The organism is Actinotignum sp. usb-actsch-213, assembly GCF_059085665.1.
In genome coordinates this window covers 80,596-99,111 of record NZ_JBHNSQ010000035.1, presented here as the reverse complement: position 1 = coordinate 99,111, position 18,516 = coordinate 80,596, and the positions used below count along the sequence as shown (strand labels likewise).

Genomic DNA, 18,516 nt, shown 5'->3' with positions numbered 1-18,516 from the left:
GATAGTTACGCAAACTCCCCGAACGTCCGGAAACATTCGGGGAGCTCACTGTACCTTAGCGCCCGTAGGCGCGGGTTTTAGTCTTCGTCCGTGTGAACGGTGCGACGACGCCGCCGCGAACCGCGACTTCCACGCGAACCGCGACTCGAGCTGGAATCAGCATCGGAATCGTCGGCCGAAGGTGCGCTGGGCGCCGAGGACTCGCTGCGCCGGCGCGAACGGGAACGTGCCCGGTTCTGCCGCGGGGCGCTCTCCTCCGCGTCATCGTGTTCGCCCTGCTCGGTAGTTTCGGTTTCGGCGTTTGCTTCGCCTTCCGGAACGACCGCTTCCAGGGAGATCTTGCCGCGATCATCGATTTCACCGATTTCAACCTCGACCTTATCGCCCACGTTGAGGACATCTTCCACGTTCTCCACGCGCTTGCCGCCCACGAGGCGGCGAATCTGGGAAATGTGGAGGAGGCCATCACGGCCCGGGGTAAGGGAGATAAACGCACCGAAGGTGGTGGTCTTGACCACGGTACCCACGTAGCGTTCACCCACTTCGGGAAGCTGCGGGTTGGCGATGGAATTGACGGTGTCACGAGCGGCTTCCGCGGAGACGCCGTCGGAAGCGCCGATGAAGACGGTGCCGTCATCTTCGATAGTGATTTCCGCGCCGGTGTCTTCCTGGATCTGGTTGATCATCTTGCCCTTGGGGCCGATGACCTCACCGATCTTGTCCACCGGAATCTTCACCGTGAGGATGCGAGGGGCGGTGGGCGCCATCTCATCGGGACCGTCAATGGCCTGGTTCATGAGATCGAGAATGGCCAGGCGGGCATCACGGGCCTGGGAAAGCGCCGCGGAAAGAACTTCCGCGGGGATGCCGTCCAGTTTGGTGTCCAGCTGGAGCGCGGTCACATACTCGCGGGTACCGGCCACCTTGAAGTCCATATCGCCCAGGGCGTCTTCCGCACCGAGGATATCGGTGAGGGTCACGTACTTGGTTTCCCCGTCGATCTGGGCGGAGATAAGGCCCATGGCGATGCCGGCAACCGGGGCCTTGAGCGGCACCCCGGCATTGAGCAAGGACATGGTCGAGGCGCATACGGAACCCATGGACGAGGAGCCGTTCGAGCCCATCGTCTCAGAGACCTGGCGGATGGCGTAGGGGAATTCTTCCCGGCTGGGCAGCTGGGATTCCAGGGCCATTTCGGCCAGGTGCCCGTGCCCGATTTCGCGGCGCTTGGGGCTGCCCACACGCCCGGTTTCCCCGGTGCAGTAAGGCGGGAAGTTGTAGTGGTGGATGTAGCGCTTGTGGGTAATCGGGGAAAGATTATCCAGCGGCTGCTCCATCTTGAGCATATTGAGAGTGGTCACCCCGAGGATCTGCGTTTCGCCACGCTGGAAGATCGCCGAGCCGTGCACGCGCGGCAGCACGCCGGCCTGCGCGGAAATCGAGCGAATATCGGTGGGGCGGCGCCCGTCCATACGCACGTTTTCGGTGAGGACGTGGCGGCGCATAACTTCCTTGAAGTGGTCATTGACCGCAGCAGCGAGGCACGGACCGTCTTCTTCCAGGTCGAACTGGGCATCGGCGGGCACCGTCAGTTCGGAAACGATCTGATCGGTGAGGTCGTTGAGAGCGGTATCGCGCTCCACCTTGTCCACAATTCCGAGGATGGTGTTGAAACGATCCCCGAGTGCATTCCCGACGGCCTCAAATTGGGCATCGGTGTAATTCGGGAAGAAGGGGTAGTCCGCGGTGGGCTTCCCGCATTCTTCGATGAGGGTGCGCTGCGCTTCGCAGAGGGTGCGGATAACACCCTTGGCGGCTTCCAGACCCTGGGTAATAACCTCTTCGGTGGGGGCGATGCCACCGGCGGCCACATTAGCTTCCGTTTGTTCGGGAGCTTGGGCCTCCACCATGGTGATGGCGACGTCATCCCCAACAATGCGCCCGGCAATATCCATGGAGAAGGTGGCGCGCGCCATTTCCGACCAGCGCGGGAAGGCGATCCACTGCCCGTCCACGAGGGACACGCGAGTGCCGCCGACCGGCCCGGCGAAGGGCAGATCCGTCAGCGAGGTGGACAGGGAAGCGGCGTTAATCGCGAGGACGTCGTAAGCATCATCCGGATGGATTGAGAGGACTGTTTCCACGATCTGCACTTCGTTACGCATGCCCTTGGTGAAGAGCGGGCGCAGGGGGCGGTCGATAAGGCGGGCAGCCAGAATGGCGTCCGTACCGGGCCGACCTTCGCGACGGAAGAAGGAGCCGGGAATTTTACCGGCCGCGTAGGATCGCTCTTCTACGTCCACCGTCAGCGGGAAGAAATCAAAATGTTCCTTCGGGCTTTTCGAGGCGGTGGTTGCGGAGAAAACGGTGGTTTCCCCGTCCAGGTAGGCCAGGGCAGCGCCGTTAGCCTGTTGGGCAAGCAGCCCGGTTTCAAAACGAATGGTACGTGTTCCAAAGGAACCGTTATCAACAACGGCTTCCACACTATGAATATTGGGACCCTCCACGGGACCTCCTTTTATTTCGGCCGCGAGGCGGCCATCAGTGGTAATTCACGAAAACGGGCCTTGCGTTCCCGCCTTCGTCAACCATCACCGAAGACCACGTTCGCGGTACTCCACATATTGGGGTGCGCAGGCGCGCCACACCCTGTCTATCGTAGTGCCCGAGCAAGCAGCTGAGCGCCGCGCGCGGTTCACTTGCGGCGATGCTGAGCAGCTTCTCACGCCTGCGGGCATACGGAAAGCGGCCCGGGATGAAACCCGAGCCGCTTTAAGTACTTATCGACGCAAGCCGAGACGTGCGATCAGCGACCGGTACCGCTCGATATCTTCCTCAGCGAGGTAGCTGAGAAGGCGGCGGCGCTGGCCGATAAGAAGCATAAGACCACGACGCGAATGGTGGTCGTGGATGTGCGAGCGGAAGTGCTCCGTCAGCTGTGAAATACGAGCCGAGAGCAGGGCCACCTGCACTTCGGGGGAACCGGTATCGCCCTCATGCGTGGCGTATTCGGCAATGATCTTCTGCTTTTCTTCAGGCTTGAGGGCCATGCGATTCTCCTTAGTTTCCGTTGCACGGAGCTCCGGGGCATGTTCTCCCAGGCATGACGCTACCGTGGCCGATGTAAACGGCCTGAAAATTCTAGCACACGGCGACGACGCCCCGCACTGGCGTATCCGCCAGTGCGGGTGTGGCCTTCCCCGCTTTCTCTTGGCCGGTCGATGGCAGGTAGCTAGGAGCGATCGACGAAACCGCTGAGCGCCATATTGACGAGGGAGACCACAATCCCACCGAAGAGGGCCGCCCAGAAGCTGCCCACAACCAGGTGCACCGCCAAGCTCTGGGAGGCCCAGGCGGTGAGCGAGATCATCGCCGCGTTGACCACGAGGGAGAAGAGCCCGAGGGTGAGGATATAGAGCGGGAAGGAAAGGAATTTCAGGATCGGGCGGATAACCGCGTTAAGGATGGCAAGAATGAGGCCGGCCACCACGAACCATCCAATGAGACGGAGGGTATCGGGGGCCTCCCCCACCATTGCCAGACCGGGGATCAAGAGCGTGGCCACCCACAGCGCAAGAGCATTAATGGCGACGCGAAGAGCGAATGTACTCATGCACCTACCCTAGCGAATGCTGCACGCCGTTTCCCGACCGTGCTGATGATGCGGCCGGTCATGAGGCCTGCACTGACCCGGGTGGGACACGTCCGGCGGGCGGAACACCCAGTCGGTCTGCGGTTTCCAAAACGTCCATGTCGATCCGAGTCAACAATTCATCAACCGAACCGAATGTGAGCATGGGGCGGATACGGGAAACGAAATCGATACTGATGGGTTCTCCGTAGAGGTTGAGATCGCTACGCCCGAGTACGTGGGCTTCCACGGTGCGTTCCTGGCCCTCGAATTGAGGATTGGTGCCCACCGAGATGGCCGCCGGGAGATATTCTTCGGCGGTACCACCTGGAATATGGCGCACCAGCCACCCGGCGTACACGCCATCCGCGGGAACTTCGCCCAAATCATCCCCGCTGAGATTGGCGGTGGGGAACCCCAATTCGCGCCCGCGCCGTGCCCCGTGTACCACGGTGCCGTGAATACGGTGCGGGCGCCCCAGGATCTGCGCGGCGCTAGCGACATCACCGGTAGCAAGCGCGGCGCGCACCCGAGTAGAGGACCACCGTTCCCCCTCGGCGTCACAGCGGTCTCCTACGATTTCCACACCGAAACCCAGCTCGGTACCGAAGCGGCGCAGCACCGCCTCATCCCCGGTATTCCCCGCCCCGAAGCGGGCATCGTGCCCAACCACCACGAAACCGGCCCGGAGTTGGCCCACAAGCTGATCCCGCACAAATTCCGCGGCGGTGGCGCGGGCGTAGGCCGCGTCGTAATGCTGGAGATAGAGCGCATCCACTCCCAGCGTTTCAATGCGGTTAATACGATCTTGCAGGCTCATAACGAGGCGAATATGCGCCTCGGGGCGGTGGACGGTGGCCGGATGGGGATCAAACGTGAGAACAATAACGGGCCAACCGAGTTCCCGGCCAATATCAACCGCGCGGGTGAGAACGGCGCGGTGCCCACGGTGGACGCCGTCGTATACCCCGAAGGTCACCACGCTCCGGTCAAAATCCGGCGAAATATCTAAGGGAGATGTCCAAATCTGCACGTTCTCCAGGGTAGCTTATCCCCACCGTTATCCCACGTGCGCAAAAACCAAAATTTTTTGCGCGCGCGGGCTTGACATTTTTCCGTCATGGCGCAGGGCCGTTCGTGCCCCGTATACCCCAAAATCCCGGTGATTTTCCAGATAAACTGGTACGCGAAGAAAGCGTGCGCAGCGTCGGGCAGCCAGGTTACGGTGCCCCGGGCCTGCGCGCAGAACAGCTGTGGCGATGGGAGGCACCAATGGCACGATTTGTGAGCGCCGGTGAAGCGCTTGTGGACATTATTATCCGTGAGGGAGAGACCGGACCGGGCACTGAGGTCGTGGGCGGTTCACTTCTCAATGTGGCATCCGGTGTCTCCCGACTCGGCCAGCACGTGGAGCTCGCTACCTGGTTCGGACGTGATGAGCGCGGGGAACGAATCGCTGCGCAGGCAGCCGCCATGGGTGTGGAGATTGTCCCCGGGTCCGACGGCGCCAGTCGCACCACCACCGCGAGCGCTTTCCTCGACGCGGAGGGCCGGGCGCGTTATGAGTTCGACGTCGAATCGGACCTCCCCGAGATTCCGGACCCGGATACGGTGGGGCACCTGCACTGTGGTTCGTACTCTGCGGTGGTGGGCACCTCGAGCAAGAAGATTTTGCGCGCCGTCAAGCGCCAGGCCCTCACCGGCACAGTTTCTTATGATCCGAATGCCCGCCCGGATCTGATGGGTTCTCCCGAAAAGGTGCGGGAGAGCATTGAGGAACTGGTGGCACTGTGCGATGTGGTCAAGGCCTCTGATGAGGACCTCGAATGGCTCTACCCCGGTGAGCCGGTGGAGCGGATTATGCGCCGGTGGGTTACCTCCGGGCCTGGCATGGTGGTGGTCACCCGCGGGCCGTGGGGTGCTTATGTCAAGCTAGCCGGGGAACGCGATATGCTCGTCGTCGATCCGCTTAATGTGGAGCTGGGAGACACGGTAGGTGCCGGTGATTCCTTCATGGCCGGGATGCTGGCCGGGCTCTTGGAGGCCGGGCTCCTCGGCTCGGTGGAAGCCAAGCAGCGCCTGCGCGCAGCCCATTTCTCTGACGTACGCCCCGCCCTGCACCAGGCGGTTATTACGGCGGGGCTGACCGTCAGCCACGACGGTGCGTACTCCCCCACTCCCGCGGAGGTGGACACCGTCCGCACCGGCGATCCGGCGCTACGTTAAGTATTATTTTGGAAGGAAAATAAATGACACTCCCCTTCGTTGTTGGGGCGTATGCTTCGCTCCCCGAACCTGCCTCGCAGCCCGACTACTATCATCTGCTGGCGGAGCAGGAATGGATCTCCGGAATCGAGATTCCTTTCCCCGGAGTCCTGGCCAGCGATGCCAAGACTATTGCGGATGTGATCGCCCCGCACTGGACACTTAACACAATTACCGCGATTCCCGGCACCATGCAGAACGTCGGCAAAAACCCGGCTTTCGGACTGGCCTCCCCCGACGAGGAGGGCCGCGCGGCCGCTCTCGCTTTCACCCGCGAGATTCGCGACGCCGTTGCCTCCCTCTCTCAGCTCAGCGGCCGCCCCGTCATCACGAAGGTGCAGCTCCATTCAGCCCCCACAAAGCAGGCCGACGGCGCAGCTTTCCGCGCCTCCCTTGCCGAGCTATCGGAGTGGGATTGGTCCGGGGCAGTTCCGGTGATTGAGCATTGTGACCGCTATATTGAAGGTCAAGCTCCGGAAAAGGGCTTCCTTGCTCTCGAGGAAGAAATCGCCATCTGCCAAGAGCTGGGCCTGGGTATCCACATTAACTGGGGCCGCTCCGCACTCGAGGAACGTAGCGCGGATACTGCTTTCGCCCATATCGAGGCGTGCGGACAGGCGGGGGTACTTGCAGGTCTCATGTTCTCCGGGGCGGGCCCGGCAGAAACCCAGTACGGCTACTCCTGGATTGATGGGCATCTCCCCTCGCAGACCGATGAACCAACATCGATTATGACGGCGGGAGAAATCACCCGCTGTGCCACCGCCGCTCGTGAGGGCGGGGCGCAGTACCTAGGTGCTAAGATCTGCGTGCCGGCCAATGCTTCCTTGCCCGAGCGCGTGGCCATGCTTGAGCATATTCACCGTGCCGCGGTAGCGAACTAGCCGCACATTACCGCTAGCGCATGCATCACCCCGCGCCGGTCACCTTCACGGTGCCGGCGCGGGAATTTTTATGCGTCTACACGCCGAGAGGGAATACTGTGGCCGGCCGGAAAGTATCCCCGTGCCGGTGCACAACCGCAACAAGGTCATCATCGCGCAGCAGGGCAACGGTGCCAGCTTCACTTCCCACACCGGGGGTATCTGCCTGCGCCATTCCTCGAGCGAGCCCGTCCTCCGGTGCCATTACTCCGGCAGAAGTCACTTCTCTCCCCCGCACTTTGAGGAACTGGCCGTGACGCACAGATTCGGCTTCAGATGGGTCAATCTGTGCTGTTGGCAGCGCACGAGCGGCCACCTGTGCCAGCGGGATGACCGGGAGCTGTGCCCCGTTCTCCACCAGTTGCGCCAATTCCGCTATGCTCACCGCTTCGTCTTGGCTGAAGCCACCTACGCGGGTGCGTCGCAACGAGCTCATAAGGGCCGCGCATCCCAGCGCTATCCCGGTATCGCGGGCTAGGGCGCGGACGTACGTACCCGAGGAGCAGCTCACTTCCACATCAACATCCGCAACCGATAGCGGTGCTTCTTCGGCTTCGACCTGATGCGCACCATCCCCCAGAGCCGCGCCATCCGGTACCACCACGTTATCGGTCTCCACGTGGCGCCAACGGAGCTCCCCGCTACGCTCCAGCCGCGCGATATGAACCGGCACCGCATCGAGCACCACCTCCTGGCCAGCTCGAGCCAGGTCATAGGCCCGCTTGCCGGCGATCTTCTTGGCCGAATACGCCGAGGGCACCTGGGAGATGTCACCTTGTAGGGAGGAGAGGGCAGCGTCAAGCTGCGCCGTCGTTCCAGAAAAACCTGGAGCGGACGTGACGGTACCGGTGCAGTCCTCGGTATCGGAGCCGATGCCGAGTGTAAACGTGGCCCGGTAGTCTTTATCGGCTCCGCTCAGGTAGGTGAGGAGCCGGGTACCTGCGCCGATGCCCACCACAAGCACCCCGGTGGCCATCGGGTCGAGAGTGCCGGCATGCCCCACTTTGCGGGTGGCGCATAAACGACGCAGCGCGGCAACGACATCGTGGGAGGTCACTCCGGCGGGTTTATCAATAATCAGAACGCCGCTCGGCGCCGGATACTGCGCGCGGGGTAGATCAGGCCAAGGATTCTGGCGCATCGGTTTCATGCGGTGCCTCCGGGGCAGACGGAGCATGCGGGAGCGACGGTGCCTCGGAGCCTGACGGGGTGGCACCACCGTCCTCCGTTACCTCACGGGGCTTACGGTAGGGATCGGCTTCCCCCGCGTATTCCTTTCCCTCCGCGTTGCGCGCCAGTTCGGCATCACGGTGCAGGGCCGCGGCCAACACATCCTCAAAAGTGCGGGCACCTTCGGGTAGTTCGTCGGCCACGAATTCCAGGGTAGGGGTGAGCCGCAAGCCGAGCTGGCGCCCCACTTCCGAGCGCAACGCGCCCTTGGCCGCTTCCAGTCCGCGGGCGGCATCTTTCACCTGGTGCTCGTGCCCGATCGCGGTGAAGAATACGGTGGCATGCTGGAGATCACCGGTCACCCGGGTATCGGTAATGGTCACCATATTCAGGCGTGGGTCTTTCATACGGGTGTTAATGGTTTGCGCCACGATCTGCTGGATGCGTTTCGCCACCCGTTCCGCACGGGGATTAGCCATCTTCGTCTCCTTTATTACTGGTGATATGCTGCGGCCCGCCAGCGCCAGTGGCGATCCGGCGGGCCGCAACATTCCTCAGAACTGGCCCCTAGCTGCGAGCCTTCTCCTGCATCTCGAAGGTTTCAATAATGTCGCCTTCGTGAATATCGCGGTAGCCGAGCGTAATGCCGCATTCGTAGCCTTCGCGTACTTCGGTAACATCGTCCTTTTCGCGGCGCAGCGAGACAATTTCGAGCTCGGGTTGTACCACGACGCCGTCGCGTACCAACCGTGCCTTCGCCCCGCGCTTGATCGCGCCAGTGCGGACAATGGAGCCGGCAATGGTGCCGGCCTTGCCCGAGCGGAAGAGCTGGCGCACTTCGGCGCTGCCCAGCTGAACTTCCTCGAGAACGGGCTTGAGCATGCCCTTGAGGGCCGCTTCCACTTCCTCGATGGCCTGGTAGATGACCGAGTAGAACTTCATCTCCACGCCTTCGCGTTCGGCCAGATCCGCTACGCGTTCCGCCGGGCGCACATTGAAACCGATAATGACGGCGTTATCAACGGTTGCGAGATTGACGTCGTTCTGGGTGATAGCACCCACACCACGGTGGATGATCTGCAGCGCCACTTCGTCGTCGACCTCAATATCGAGAAGCGAGGATTCCAGCGCTTCCACCGCACCGGAGGAATCGCCCTTGATAATAAGGTTGAGCGTTTCGACGCTGCCTTCCTTAAGGACATCCCCGAGGTTCTCCAGCGAGACGCGCTTGCGACGCCGTGCCAGAGAAGCCGCCCGTTGGGCCGACTCGCGCTGTTCGGCAATTTGGCGTGCGGTTCGTTCGTCGTCTGCCACGAGGAAGGCATCCCCGGCGGAGGGCACCGCGTCCAAGCCGAGCACCTGGACCGGCATGGAGGGGCCGGCTTCCTTGACCGGGTTGCCGCTGGCATCGAACATGGCACGCACGCGCCCGTGGGCAATACCCACCACGATGGGATCGGAGATCCGCAGCGTACCGGTTTGCACCAGTGCGGTAATCACCGAACCGCGGCCCTGATCGAGCTTCGCTTCGATGGCAACACCGCGCGCGGTGCGATCCGGATTGGCCTTGAGTTCCAGTTCGGCATCGGCCACGTAAAGGATGGCTTCGAGGAGATCGTCGATGCCGATACGCTGCTTGGCCGACACGTCGAGGAACATGGTGTCCCCGCCGTATTCTTCGGCGATGAGGCCGTATTCGGTTAGCTGGCTGCGCACCTTCTGCGGGTTGGCGCCTTCCACGTCGATCTTGTTGACCGCGACGATGATCTTCACACCCGCGGATTGCGCGTGGTTGATAGCTTCCACCGTCTGGGGCATCACACCGTCGTCCGCGGCGACCACGAGGATCGCGATGTCGGTAATATCCGCACCGCGGGCGCGCATCTGGGTGAAGGCTTCGTGACCGGGGGTATCAATGAACGTGATCGCCCGGGTTTCGCCTTCGTATTCGATATCGGTCTGGAAAGCACCGATGGCCTGGGTAATACCGCCCGATTCGGTACCTTCCACCCGCGAGTGGCGGAACGCATCGAGGAGCTTGGTTTTACCGTGGTCCACGTGGCCCATAACGGTAACAACCGGGGGACGCGGCTTGAGGTTCTCTTCGTCTTCCAGGAGCTCTTCTTCTTCGAGGTTAATATCGAAGCTCTCCAGGATTTCACGATCCTCATCCTCAGCGGAGAGAACTTCCACCTCGTAGCCGAGTTCGGCTCCCAGCAGCTTGAAGGTATCTTCGTCCAGCGACTGGTTCATCGTGGCCATTTCGCCCATGCGGAAGAGCACGGTGATGAGGGCCGCCGAGGACGCACCGATACGTTCGGCGAAGTCCGCCAGCGAAGCACCCTGGCGCAGGCGCACCACGGTGGAGCCATCCCCGCGGGGAACCTGGACGCCGGAAAGCATTGGCGAGGACTGTGCCTCGTATTCTTCGCGCCGGGTCCGCTTGGACTTGCGGCCTCCGCCACCTCCGCGGCGCCCGAAAGCACCGGCGGTGGAACCGCCGCGCGAGCGCCCGCCACTGCGGGTGAAACCGCCCGTGGGCCGACCCTGACCGCCGCGGTTCTGACCGCCACCAGCCGGGCCCCGCCCGCGGCCACCGCCGCGACCGCCCCGCCCGGAGGAGGGAGCACCGGCCATCTGGTTAGGCATCATCGCCGGCGAGGGGCGCGAACCTCCGTGCCCGCGCCCGCCACCGGAACGCTGCCCGCCGCCACCGTGGTTGTTCTGATGCGAGCCCTGATGCGCACCGGGGCGGGGAGTACCCGCATTCTTGCGCCCGCCACCGGGACGGGGCATACCTTGCGAAGTGGCATACGGATTATTGCCGGGCCGCGGGCCGCGCCCGCCACCGGGACGGGGCATACCCTGCGAGGTGGCATAAGGGTTGTTCCCGGGGCGCGGGGTGCGCTGATCGGCTTCGGCACGCGCCGCCTTGGCGGATTTCACCGCGCCGCGCGGGGTAGGAATATTGGAGCGGCCGGAGTGCCCATTTTCCTGGGGCTTTGCGCCGCCGTGCGCGGCATCAGCGCCGTGCCCAGTTCCCGCTCCCTCGGACTTGCCGGACGGTGCAGACGCACCGGGCTTGGGAGCCGGTTTCGGCGTGGCTTGCTGCGGGCCGGGCTTACCGGGCTTCGGGGCCGCACTGCCATGAGCGCCAGCTGCGGAGCCGGGCTTAGGCACACCGGCGCTAGCGCCGGTTCCGGTAACGGCTCCGGCAGCGCCTGCCACCGCGGCCGGGGTGGGCGCCGCGGCACTATCCGAACGCTGCTTGGCAGGAGTCGGCTTCGGGCCGGGCTTGGGTGCGCCGGTGCCGGCAACACCGGAGTTCGCGGCTGCCTTCGCCTGCGCCGTCACATCGACAATCGAGGCCGAACCGGCGGGCATATCCACCGCATCGGGTGCCACGGGATGCTTACGGGCAGGTTTGCGCGGTGCCGGCTTTGCGCTCCCCTTGGATTCAACCAATTCGGGGTGCGCTTCAAAGTATTCACGTGCTTTACGCACAACAGGTGCCTCAATGGTGGACGAGGCAGATTTGACGAATTCGCCATTCTCCTTGAGTGTGGCCAGCAGCTTCTTGCTGGTCACCCCCAGTTCTTTGGCGAGTTCATGGACGCGGACTTTTGCCACAGTTCTCCTTCGTTGGGCCCGGCAAAAGTGCGCGCGGACCCGCTAAATCCGGTTGTTCATCGTTGGGTACTCATCGGGTGCCCATCAGCTTCCAACCCGCTTTCTTGGTCTCGGGTTTTCGCTCCGCTCACGCGAGCGAACTGATTACTTCTGTTACGGCATGCGGAGGAAGAACGACGGCGCAGCGAAAGGCATGCGCAAGTTGTCCCGTCCGCATTCCCCTGGCTAGACAGTCAGGGTGGGCGTGCACCCACGCACCCCGGCCGGGCAGTCGCTGTTCTCTATCCACAACAACTCCCGCATCGGTTAGCGCTAAGCGCACCAGATCCTCCCGGGCAGCACGCTGACGGCACCCCACGCACATGCGCGGATTTTTCGCCATCATCCCACCGCCTCGAAATTCACACCCTATCTATTTTAGCGGCAAGATGCTACTAGCGCACGTCATCATGCACGTGTGCCGCGTGATCTTCCCCGTGTTCAGCATCGTTGGGGGCTTCGCCACCGGAAATTTCCGCGACGGGAGCTTCGTGCACATCGGATTCTTTACGAATATCGATGGACCACCCGGTGAGCTTGGCTGCTAGGCGCACATTCTGCGCTTCTTTACCGATAGCGAGGGATGCCTGCCCATCGGGAACAATGGCGCGGGCCTGGCGTTTCTCCACGGAGATGATATCCACCCGGGTTACCTTCGCGGGGGACAGTGACGCGGCGATAAATACCGCCGGATCATCGTTGTAATCAACGATGTCAATTTTCTCCCCACCCAGCTCCGTGGTGACCGCACGCACGCGCTGACCGTTATGGCCAATACATGCACCCTTGGCATTAACCTCCGGATCCTCGGCGTACACGGCAAGCTTGGAGCGGTGCCCCGCTTCGCGCGCGAGCGCCACGAGTTCCACCGTCCCACTGGCAATTTCAGGCACTTCCAGTTCAAAGAGACGGCGCACAAAATCCGGGTGGGTACGCGAGAGCCGAATAGAAGCACCACGGCTGGTGACCACTACGTCCAAGACAAGGGCGCGGATGCGATCCCCCCTGTTGAGATGCTCGGTAGGAACCTGTTCCTCCGCTCGCAAAATAGCTTCGTGGTCCCCCACTTCCACGAGGAGATCGCGGGAGAAGCTATCGCGTCCGGCCCGGCCTTGCACAACGCCGGAAATAATGTCACCCTGCTTATTTTTGAAGGAGCCGAGCACGCGATTCGCCTCGGCTTCCTTGAGGCGCTGGGCGATAACGGATTTCGCCGTCGCCGTCGCAATGCGCCCAAAATCGTGCGGGGTGTCATCGAATTCACCGACGACATTACCCTCTTCGTCAATTTCCGGGGCCCACACCACGATTTTTCCGGTGCGCCGATCCATATCGACCCGGGCCCCGCGAATCGCGCCGGGCACCCGCGCATAGGCGTGCAACAGGGCATCTTCAATTGCTTCGACGAGTACATCGGAGCTCAGGCCAAGTTCACTTTCCAGGGCCCGCAGCTCGTTCATGTGAATTTGAATATCCACGATTTCTCCTACTCTTCCTCGCCGTCGCGATGGAATTCAATATCAACGCGGGCCCGTTCCACCCGGCCAATGGGTAAGCGCCGTTCCGCTCCCCCGTTATCCGATGCGAGGACCAGGGTATCGCCCTCGACGGCGCGCAGCCGGCTCACGATCTCGTCTTCACCGGAGGGTGTCAGACGCAGCAGGCGCCCCACTGCGCGGGAAAAGTGGCGCGGTTCCACGAGCGGGCGGGTGGCACCGGGGGTGGACACTTCCAGGTTATAGGCACCCTGAACGAGGTCGACGTCGTCCAAACGCGCGGAAATAAGACGCGAAACGTCGGTCAGTTGATCCGAGCCAACACCGCCGGGGCCGCTGGGGAGATCGACCGTGACGTGAACGACGGCGCGCCCACCGGCACGGCCCACCGTTACGCCTTCCAGGTAGAGCCCGCATTGGGAAACAAGAGGTTCAATCGCGGCGATGATTTCGCCGATCCGCTGTGCCTGACTGGATTTACGGGGCCCGGTAGAGCGGCGGTCCCGCCGCGCGGGAGGACGCGAACTCTTGGAATGACTCATGGGCTAATCCTACAGTTTCCGCGCCGCGCCGTGGTACACGGGCGTGCCAAGCGGTGCCTACGTCGCAGGTATCACCGCCGTTGCCCACGGTGGCACGGTGCGCAGCGCACCATCATCAGCGCGCGCACCGTCTCCCAGGCCGATCGAGGTGGCACAATGTAAGCGGTTTTATTCTCGTCACGAAAGCGGAGAAGCATGGCAGCTGCACCCCGGAGCGGAGCGCTCGCTCATCGGCGCACCTCTCAGCCGGTTCGAACCACGGTGCAGCTGGTGGGCACCGCCGTGCTTACGATCCTCATCATTGGCGCCATTCTTATTGCGATGGGAGCACGGTGGGAACACGGCGACCCCTCCCCCACACCTATGACGATGACGCAGGAACTGCGCCAAAGTCTTGCCGTGGCATCCCAGCGGTGCTCGGCAGCCGCCACCGATCTGGCCGCTGAAACGGGCGGCTACACCGCGCAGGTATACCAGGATGTTGCCGAGCACGCGAGCATATGGGAGAACCAGCTTGGTGGGGTATGGCAGGCGTGGCCGAGCGGAGCCCCGGCCGGGCATACAAATTCTCCCGAGCCTTCTCCCCTGGCTCCCGATGCTGCTGAATTACTCGCGGAATTATCCAAGATTAGCTCCGCGGCGGTAACGGCAGCGGATGCGCTACTGCCCGAAGCGGAAACTCCGGCGAAAGGCGCGACCGCGAGTACGGCGGATGGCGCAACAGACGGCGCAGCGAAAGGCCTCGTCGCTCGCGAGGAGATATCTGAGGAAGTAGCCGGCGAGCGCGCACTTTATTTCGCTATTGCGCTGCGGGCAACGTGGGATGCCCAGGTAGTGGCCGAGGCTAGCGGGTTACCCGCCCCGGATCCCTTTGGTGCCGCGGCTGCGGGTGGCCCTAGGTACGACGTCGCCCAGCTGGTACCAGCGGGCGGCGACGCGAAGCTTCTCGCTGCCGCGAATACGGCCCGCCAGTGGTACGAAGTTGATGCGGCACGCCGGGATATGGAGGGACATGCCGAGCGCATGGAACGCATCGCGCGCATTGCTGATCTGGAGGAAGCCCTACTTCGCGCCGGCACCCCGGATACCCGCGCCGCCAGCATTCCCCTCCCGGCTGTTGCAGACGATGAGCTCGCATCCGCCGCGTATGCCACTTTGATCGGTGCACTATGGCAAAGCGGAGCGCCGGCCACGGAGGCTCTTAATTTTGCGCTTGTTTTGGATGGTGGTGGCGGCGGGACCGCTGCGGGCGGTGTTATCGGGCCCAGCGGTGCCACGAGCCAGAGCCTCGGTAGTGCAGCACTCCCCGGGCTTTCACCGCACACGGCAGGCTAATTACGTTATGTCCACGATAATCACTACCAATACGGTACGTTGTTTGCATGCGGACAAACAGCGATTCTCCCAGCGATGAGTCAAAGCAGCCCAGCTTCAATGACCCGTTGCCGCGTTCAGATGAAGACTCTGTCATTGAGCGGCGTATGCGGCGCATTTTAGACCTGCTTGCCGATTATGTTCTGTGGATTTTCTTGCTGCTCACTTTCCACATCAATAATTCACGGGCATTACTCGAGAAAAAAGTGGGCTACGGCGAGGCGCTCGCCTACCAATGGCCGCGTTTGTTAGGCGCCTGCGCCGTTTTCACGGTTTTATTCGTTATCGTCAAGAAATACCGCAAGCCCGGCAGTAAACCGCCACGTTTCGGGTTCAACCTTGAGACCGTCGCGGATATGGGAACTCTCCTGGCTTTCTGCTTCGCGGTGGGGGTCCTAGGTGCCTTTTAGCTGAACACAGCCCGGATACCGGCCAGTTCCGCCCCGCCCCCGAGCACACAAAATGCGCTTCCAGAACATACATATTTATGTAGCTGGAAGCGCATTTTGTGGTTACGAGCAAGATCCGAGCACACTGTCAGCCAGCGTGGGAAGGATTACTCGCTAGCCTGGGCAGCAGCCAGAATCTCCTGTACCCGAGCGGCGGCATCCGCCACCGCCACGTCTTCGGATTCCCCGGTGGCGCGGGTGCGTACTTCCACCGTTCCATTGGCCAGACCCCGGCCAACCACCACCGCGTAGGGCATGCCCAGGAGCTCGTAATCAGCGAATTTCACTCCGGCGCTCACCTTACGGCGGTCATCGAAGAGGACTTCGATACCCGCGGCGGTCAGCTGTTTCGCTAAGTCCTCGGCGGCAGAGAAGACGGCGTCGTCCTTACCGGTAGCAAGAATATGTACCTGCGCGGGCGCTACGCCCACCGGCCAGACCAGGCCCTTCTCATCGTGGTACTGCTCGGCAATAGCGGCGAGGACGCGGGACACACCCACCCCGTAGGAACCCATGGTGACCACGCGAGTTTTACCGTTTTCGTCGAGCACCGTGAGGCCTAGAGCCTCGGCGTATTTGCGCCCCAGCTGGAAAATATGGCCAATTTCGATACCGCGCGCGATATCGAGCGGGCCCGAACCGTCCGGGGCTTCGTCGCCGGCACGTACTTCCGCGGCTTCGATGGTGCCATCGGCCTCGAAATCGCGTCCGTAGACCAGGTTGAAAATATGCTTATCCACCGCGTTGCCGCCGGCGATCCAGCGCGAGCCGCGGGCCACGTGGGGGTCAAGGAGGAGGCGCGCCACCGGCACCGTTGCGCCGTCGCCAGCACCGTCAGCTCCGTCGCCGGAATTGTCAGCAACGGCGCCACCGCGGGCCTGCGGGCCAACCGCACCGGGGCCGGTATAACCCGGCACGATTCCCGGGTACTTCTCCATATCCTCAGGAGCAGCAAGCTCCACCTCGGCCGGCGCCAAGCTGGCTTCCACGCGCTTCATATCAACTTCGCGGTCCCCGGGAAGAGCGATGACCACCACTTCTTTCTCCCCATCGGGATGAGTGAGGGTAACGATTACCGACTTGAGCGTATCTGCGGCGCTCCAGGGGCGGTCCGAACGCGGATGCACCTGATTTGCCATCTCAACCAGGTCAGCGATAGTTTTCGCCCCGGGGGTATCCACCAGCTCGGGTGCCGGAACGTCAGAGAAGTCCTGCTTGGGAAGCGGCGGCGTCGTAACCGCTTCGGTATTCGCAGCGTAACCACCCGCGGACCGGACAAAAGTATCCTCCCCAATCGCGGTGGGGAACAGGAACTCTTCCGAACGCGAGCCGCCCATTGCCCCGGACATCGCGGAAACAATCGCGTAAGGCAGACCCAAGCGCTCGAAAATACGCTGGTAGGCGGCGCGCATCGTATTGTAGGAAGCGTCCAGCCCCGCCTCGTCCATATCAAAGGAATACGCATCCTTCATGACGAATTCGCGCCCGCGAATCACGCCGGCGCGCGGGCGGGCCTCATCGCGGTACTTCGTTTGGATTTGATAGAGCGTAAGAGGCAGATCCTTGTAGGAAGAATAAAGATCCTTGACGAGAAGCGTGAACATTTCCTCGTGCGTGGGGGCAAGCAACATGTCGTTACCCTTGCGATCCACCAGCTTGAAGAGGGTGGGGCCGTATTCACTCCAGCGGTTTGTCGCTTCGTAAGGTTCGCGCGGGAGCAGGGCCGGGAAAAGTACTTCCTGAGCCCCGGATGCATCCATTTCTTCGCGGACAACCCGCTCCACTTTCCGCAGCACGCGCAAGCCGAGCGGCAGCCAGGTGTAAATACCTGGGGCCACGCGCCGCACGTACCCGCCGCGGACTAGGAGCTTATGACTGGCGACCTCGGCGTCGGCCGGGTCTTCGCGCAAGGTGCGCACAAAAAGACTAGACATTCTCAGCACGCCCGCCATTCTACCCGCTCATGATGCAGGACGGCGCGGCACCGGTGGTGGATGGGGCAACGGCGCAAACGGGGCACGGCCCACTCGGCGCACCGGAGCGGATGGTGGGAACGGTACCCGAGCGGAGCAACAGCGCCAAACGGAGCGGCAACGTGATGCCAGAGGGTACATGCGGCGCCCTGAAGCTAGAGGAGGACCGTTGCCCATTCCCCCGCGCGGCTAAAACCTACGTGCTGGTAGAGCCTAACCGCGGCGGTATTGTAGTCATTGACGTAGAGGGAGACGGTGGATGCATAGCGGGCGCGCACCTGGTCGACGACGCTGGCCATCGCCCGGGTCGCTATCCCACGTCCCCGTAGGTCAGGAGCAGTCCATACACCTTGGATCTGCGCCACTCCCCCGGCCAATGCACCGATATCAGCCTTGAATTCCACCCGCGGGGCGCCGGTGGCGGGATCGATGCCCATGCGCACGAAAGTGTAACCGGAGCGGATCAGCTCACGGACCCGCCGCCCGTAGCTCGGCCCATAAACAGTCGGGTCGTATCCGACTTCCTCGGTGAACATGGCGACTGCCGCGGGGAAAACAGCGTCGAATTCCCAGGGCTCGGCCGGACGCACCTGCGGATCTGGTGCTACCGCGGAGGCGTGAGTCATGGAGAGGGAATACTGGCGCGCACGAATTTCGCGAGCGGGGCTCCAGGAGCGCTCCAGATGCTCCCACAGTCCAAGAACCTGATCGGCTGGCCCGAGGATGGAGCAGGCTACCCGATGGCGGGAAAGAATATCGTCGCCCAGTTCACGCAGACCCGCCGGGGAAAATCCCAGGGGAATAATATTGCCGCCGTCCCAGGCTAGTGCTTCAATATCGCGGCGGTGCATCGCCGCCAGCGCCGAGGATGTCCCCACGCCCATGCGTTCTACATTGACGCGGGCGAGCACGGAGTTGATCGGGTCGCGGGCTAAAAATTCCAGAGCGCGGGATTTATCCGCGCCCGTGAGACGGCGCAGCGAGGACGCAGCTCGATGCGGCCAAATGGAGCGTTTCATCGCAG

16 protein-coding genes are annotated in these 18,516 nt (G+C 62.6%); 4 read left to right on the top strand and 12 right to left on the bottom strand.

Annotated features, from left to right (window positions below; translation table 11 throughout):
* Window positions 1-77: 77 nt before the first annotated feature.
* The 4 genes from AC5RK6_RS03985 to AC5RK6_RS03970 all read right to left on the bottom strand — a co-directional run bounded on the left by AC5RK6_RS03985 (window position 78) and on the right by AC5RK6_RS03970 (window position 4,664).
* Window positions 78-2,507: a polyribonucleotide nucleotidyltransferase gene (locus AC5RK6_RS03985; protein ID WP_320758183.1), complete on the bottom strand. Its 2,430-nt coding sequence runs from the start codon at window positions 2,505-2,507 to the stop codon at window positions 78-80.
* A 273-nt stretch (window positions 2,508-2,780) separates the two neighbouring features.
* Window positions 2,781-3,050 (bottom strand): 30S ribosomal protein S15, encoded by a 270-nt coding sequence (gene rpsO, locus AC5RK6_RS03980; RefSeq protein ID WP_016442511.1) that lies wholly within the window; start codon window positions 3,048-3,050, stop codon window positions 2,781-2,783.
* Between the two features lie 182 nt (window positions 3,051-3,232).
* Window positions 3,233-3,613: a phage holin family protein gene (locus AC5RK6_RS03975; protein ID WP_320758182.1), complete on the bottom strand. Its 381-nt coding sequence runs from the start codon at window positions 3,611-3,613 to the stop codon at window positions 3,233-3,235.
* Window positions 3,614-3,671: 58 nt separating this feature from the next.
* On the bottom strand, window positions 3,672-4,664 hold the full coding sequence (locus AC5RK6_RS03970) for a bifunctional riboflavin kinase/FAD synthetase (RefSeq protein ID WP_320758181.1): 993 nt from the start codon (window positions 4,662-4,664) through the stop codon (window positions 3,672-3,674).
* Window positions 4,665-4,903: 239 nt separating this feature from the next.
* Here AC5RK6_RS03970 and AC5RK6_RS03965 point away from each other — a divergent pair, with 239 nt between their 5' ends.
* Both AC5RK6_RS03965 and AC5RK6_RS03960 read left to right on the top strand, forming a co-directional pair.
* Window positions 4,904-5,857 (top strand): PfkB family carbohydrate kinase, encoded by a 954-nt coding sequence (locus AC5RK6_RS03965; protein WP_320758180.1) that lies wholly within the window; start codon window positions 4,904-4,906, stop codon window positions 5,855-5,857.
* Window positions 5,858-5,880: 23 nt separating this feature from the next.
* Window positions 5,881-6,780 carry a DUF4862 family protein gene (locus AC5RK6_RS03960; protein ID WP_320758179.1) on the top strand — a complete coding sequence of 300 codons (900 nt, stop codon included), beginning with the start codon at window positions 5,881-5,883 and terminating at the stop codon, window positions 6,778-6,780.
* A 76-nt stretch (window positions 6,781-6,856) separates the two neighbouring features.
* Here the strand turns inward: AC5RK6_RS03960 and truB are convergent, their stop codons facing one another.
* From truB to rimP, 6 genes are all read right to left on the bottom strand, one after another.
* Window positions 6,857-7,960 carry a tRNA pseudouridine(55) synthase TruB gene (truB, locus tag AC5RK6_RS03955; RefSeq protein ID WP_435730792.1) on the bottom strand — a complete coding sequence of 368 codons (1,104 nt, stop codon included), beginning with the start codon at window positions 7,958-7,960 and terminating at the stop codon, window positions 6,857-6,859.
* On the bottom strand, window positions 7,938-8,468 hold the full coding sequence (gene rbfA, locus AC5RK6_RS03950) for a 30S ribosome-binding factor RbfA (RefSeq protein ID WP_320758177.1): 531 nt from the start codon (window positions 8,466-8,468) through the stop codon (window positions 7,938-7,940). The genes truB and rbfA overlap by 23 nt, the downstream gene beginning before the upstream one ends.
* An 88-nt stretch (window positions 8,469-8,556) precedes the next feature.
* Window positions 8,557-11,619, bottom strand: coding sequence for a translation initiation factor IF-2 (gene infB, locus AC5RK6_RS03945; protein WP_435730793.1), 3,063 nt, complete (start codon window positions 11,617-11,619; stop codon window positions 8,557-8,559).
* 127 nt (window positions 11,620-11,746) lie between these two features.
* The gene (locus AC5RK6_RS03940; RefSeq protein ID WP_435733759.1) at window positions 11,747-11,983 is read right to left on the bottom strand and encodes a YlxR family protein; all 237 of its coding nucleotides are present in this window, start codon (window positions 11,981-11,983) and stop codon (window positions 11,747-11,749) included.
* A 70-nt stretch (window positions 11,984-12,053) separates the two neighbouring features.
* Window positions 12,054-13,130 (bottom strand): transcription termination factor NusA, encoded by a 1,077-nt coding sequence (nusA, locus tag AC5RK6_RS03935; RefSeq protein ID WP_320757329.1) that lies wholly within the window; start codon window positions 13,128-13,130, stop codon window positions 12,054-12,056.
* A 14-nt stretch (window positions 13,131-13,144) separates the two neighbouring features.
* Entirely contained in the window at window positions 13,145-13,696 is a 552-nt protein-coding gene (gene rimP, locus AC5RK6_RS03930; RefSeq protein ID WP_320757289.1) for a ribosome maturation factor RimP, read from the bottom strand.
* Window positions 13,697-13,891: 195 nt separating this feature from the next.
* On the opposite strand from rimP, the gene AC5RK6_RS03925 reads away from it, so the two are divergent.
* Window positions 13,892-15,031: a serine/threonine-protein kinase gene (locus AC5RK6_RS03925; protein ID WP_320757290.1), complete on the top strand. Its 1,140-nt coding sequence runs from the start codon at window positions 13,892-13,894 to the stop codon at window positions 15,029-15,031.
* Window positions 15,032-15,078: 47 nt separating this feature from the next.
* A complete protein-coding gene (locus AC5RK6_RS03920; protein WP_320757291.1) occupies window positions 15,079-15,480 on the top strand; it encodes a hypothetical protein in 402 nt (133 codons plus the stop codon).
* A 146-nt stretch (window positions 15,481-15,626) separates the two neighbouring features.
* On the opposite strand, the gene AC5RK6_RS03915 is transcribed toward AC5RK6_RS03920, so the two are convergent.
* Both AC5RK6_RS03915 and AC5RK6_RS03910 read right to left on the bottom strand, forming a co-directional pair.
* Window positions 15,627-17,453 carry a proline--tRNA ligase gene (locus AC5RK6_RS03915; protein ID WP_435730811.1) on the bottom strand — a complete coding sequence of 609 codons (1,827 nt, stop codon included), beginning with the start codon at window positions 17,451-17,453 and terminating at the stop codon, window positions 15,627-15,629.
* Between the two features lie 194 nt (window positions 17,454-17,647).
* Window positions 17,648-18,511 carry a GNAT family N-acetyltransferase gene (locus AC5RK6_RS03910; protein WP_320757292.1) on the bottom strand — a complete coding sequence of 288 codons (864 nt, stop codon included), beginning with the start codon at window positions 18,509-18,511 and terminating at the stop codon, window positions 17,648-17,650.
* Between the last annotated feature and the right edge of the window lie 5 nt (window positions 18,512-18,516).

Coding starts and splice junctions, on each gene's coding strand:
- rpsO (WP_016442511.1), bottom strand. CDS start 3,050: ATGGCCCTCAAGCCTGAAGAAAAGCAGAAGATCATTGCCGAATACGCC.
- AC5RK6_RS03975 (WP_320758182.1), bottom strand. CDS start 3,613: ATGAGTACATTCGCTCTTCGCGTCGCCATTAATGCTCTTGCGCTGTGG.
- AC5RK6_RS03965 (WP_320758180.1), top strand. CDS start 4,904: ATGGCACGATTTGTGAGCGCCGGTGAAGCGCTTGTGGACATTATTATC.
- AC5RK6_RS03960 (WP_320758179.1), top strand. CDS start 5,881: ATGACACTCCCCTTCGTTGTTGGGGCGTATGCTTCGCTCCCCGAACCT.
- truB (WP_435730792.1), bottom strand. CDS start 7,960: ATGCGCCAGAATCCTTGGCCTGATCTACCCCGCGCGCAGTATCCGGCG.
- rbfA (WP_320758177.1), bottom strand. CDS start 8,468: ATGGCTAATCCCCGTGCGGAACGGGTGGCGAAACGCATCCAGCAGATC.
- AC5RK6_RS03940 (WP_435733759.1), bottom strand. CDS start 11,983: ATGTGCGTGGGGTGCCGTCAGCGTGCTGCCCGGGAGGATCTGGTGCGC.
- rimP (WP_320757289.1), bottom strand. CDS start 13,696: ATGAGTCATTCCAAGAGTTCGCGTCCTCCCGCGCGGCGGGACCGCCGC.
- AC5RK6_RS03925 (WP_320757290.1), top strand. CDS start 13,892: ATGGCAGCTGCACCCCGGAGCGGAGCGCTCGCTCATCGGCGCACCTCT.
- AC5RK6_RS03920 (WP_320757291.1), top strand. CDS start 15,079: ATGCGGACAAACAGCGATTCTCCCAGCGATGAGTCAAAGCAGCCCAGC.
- AC5RK6_RS03915 (WP_435730811.1), bottom strand. CDS start 17,453: ATGTCTAGTCTTTTTGTGCGCACCTTGCGCGAAGACCCGGCCGACGCC.
- AC5RK6_RS03910 (WP_320757292.1), bottom strand. CDS start 18,511: ATGAAACGCTCCATTTGGCCGCATCGAGCTGCGTCCTCGCTGCGCCGT.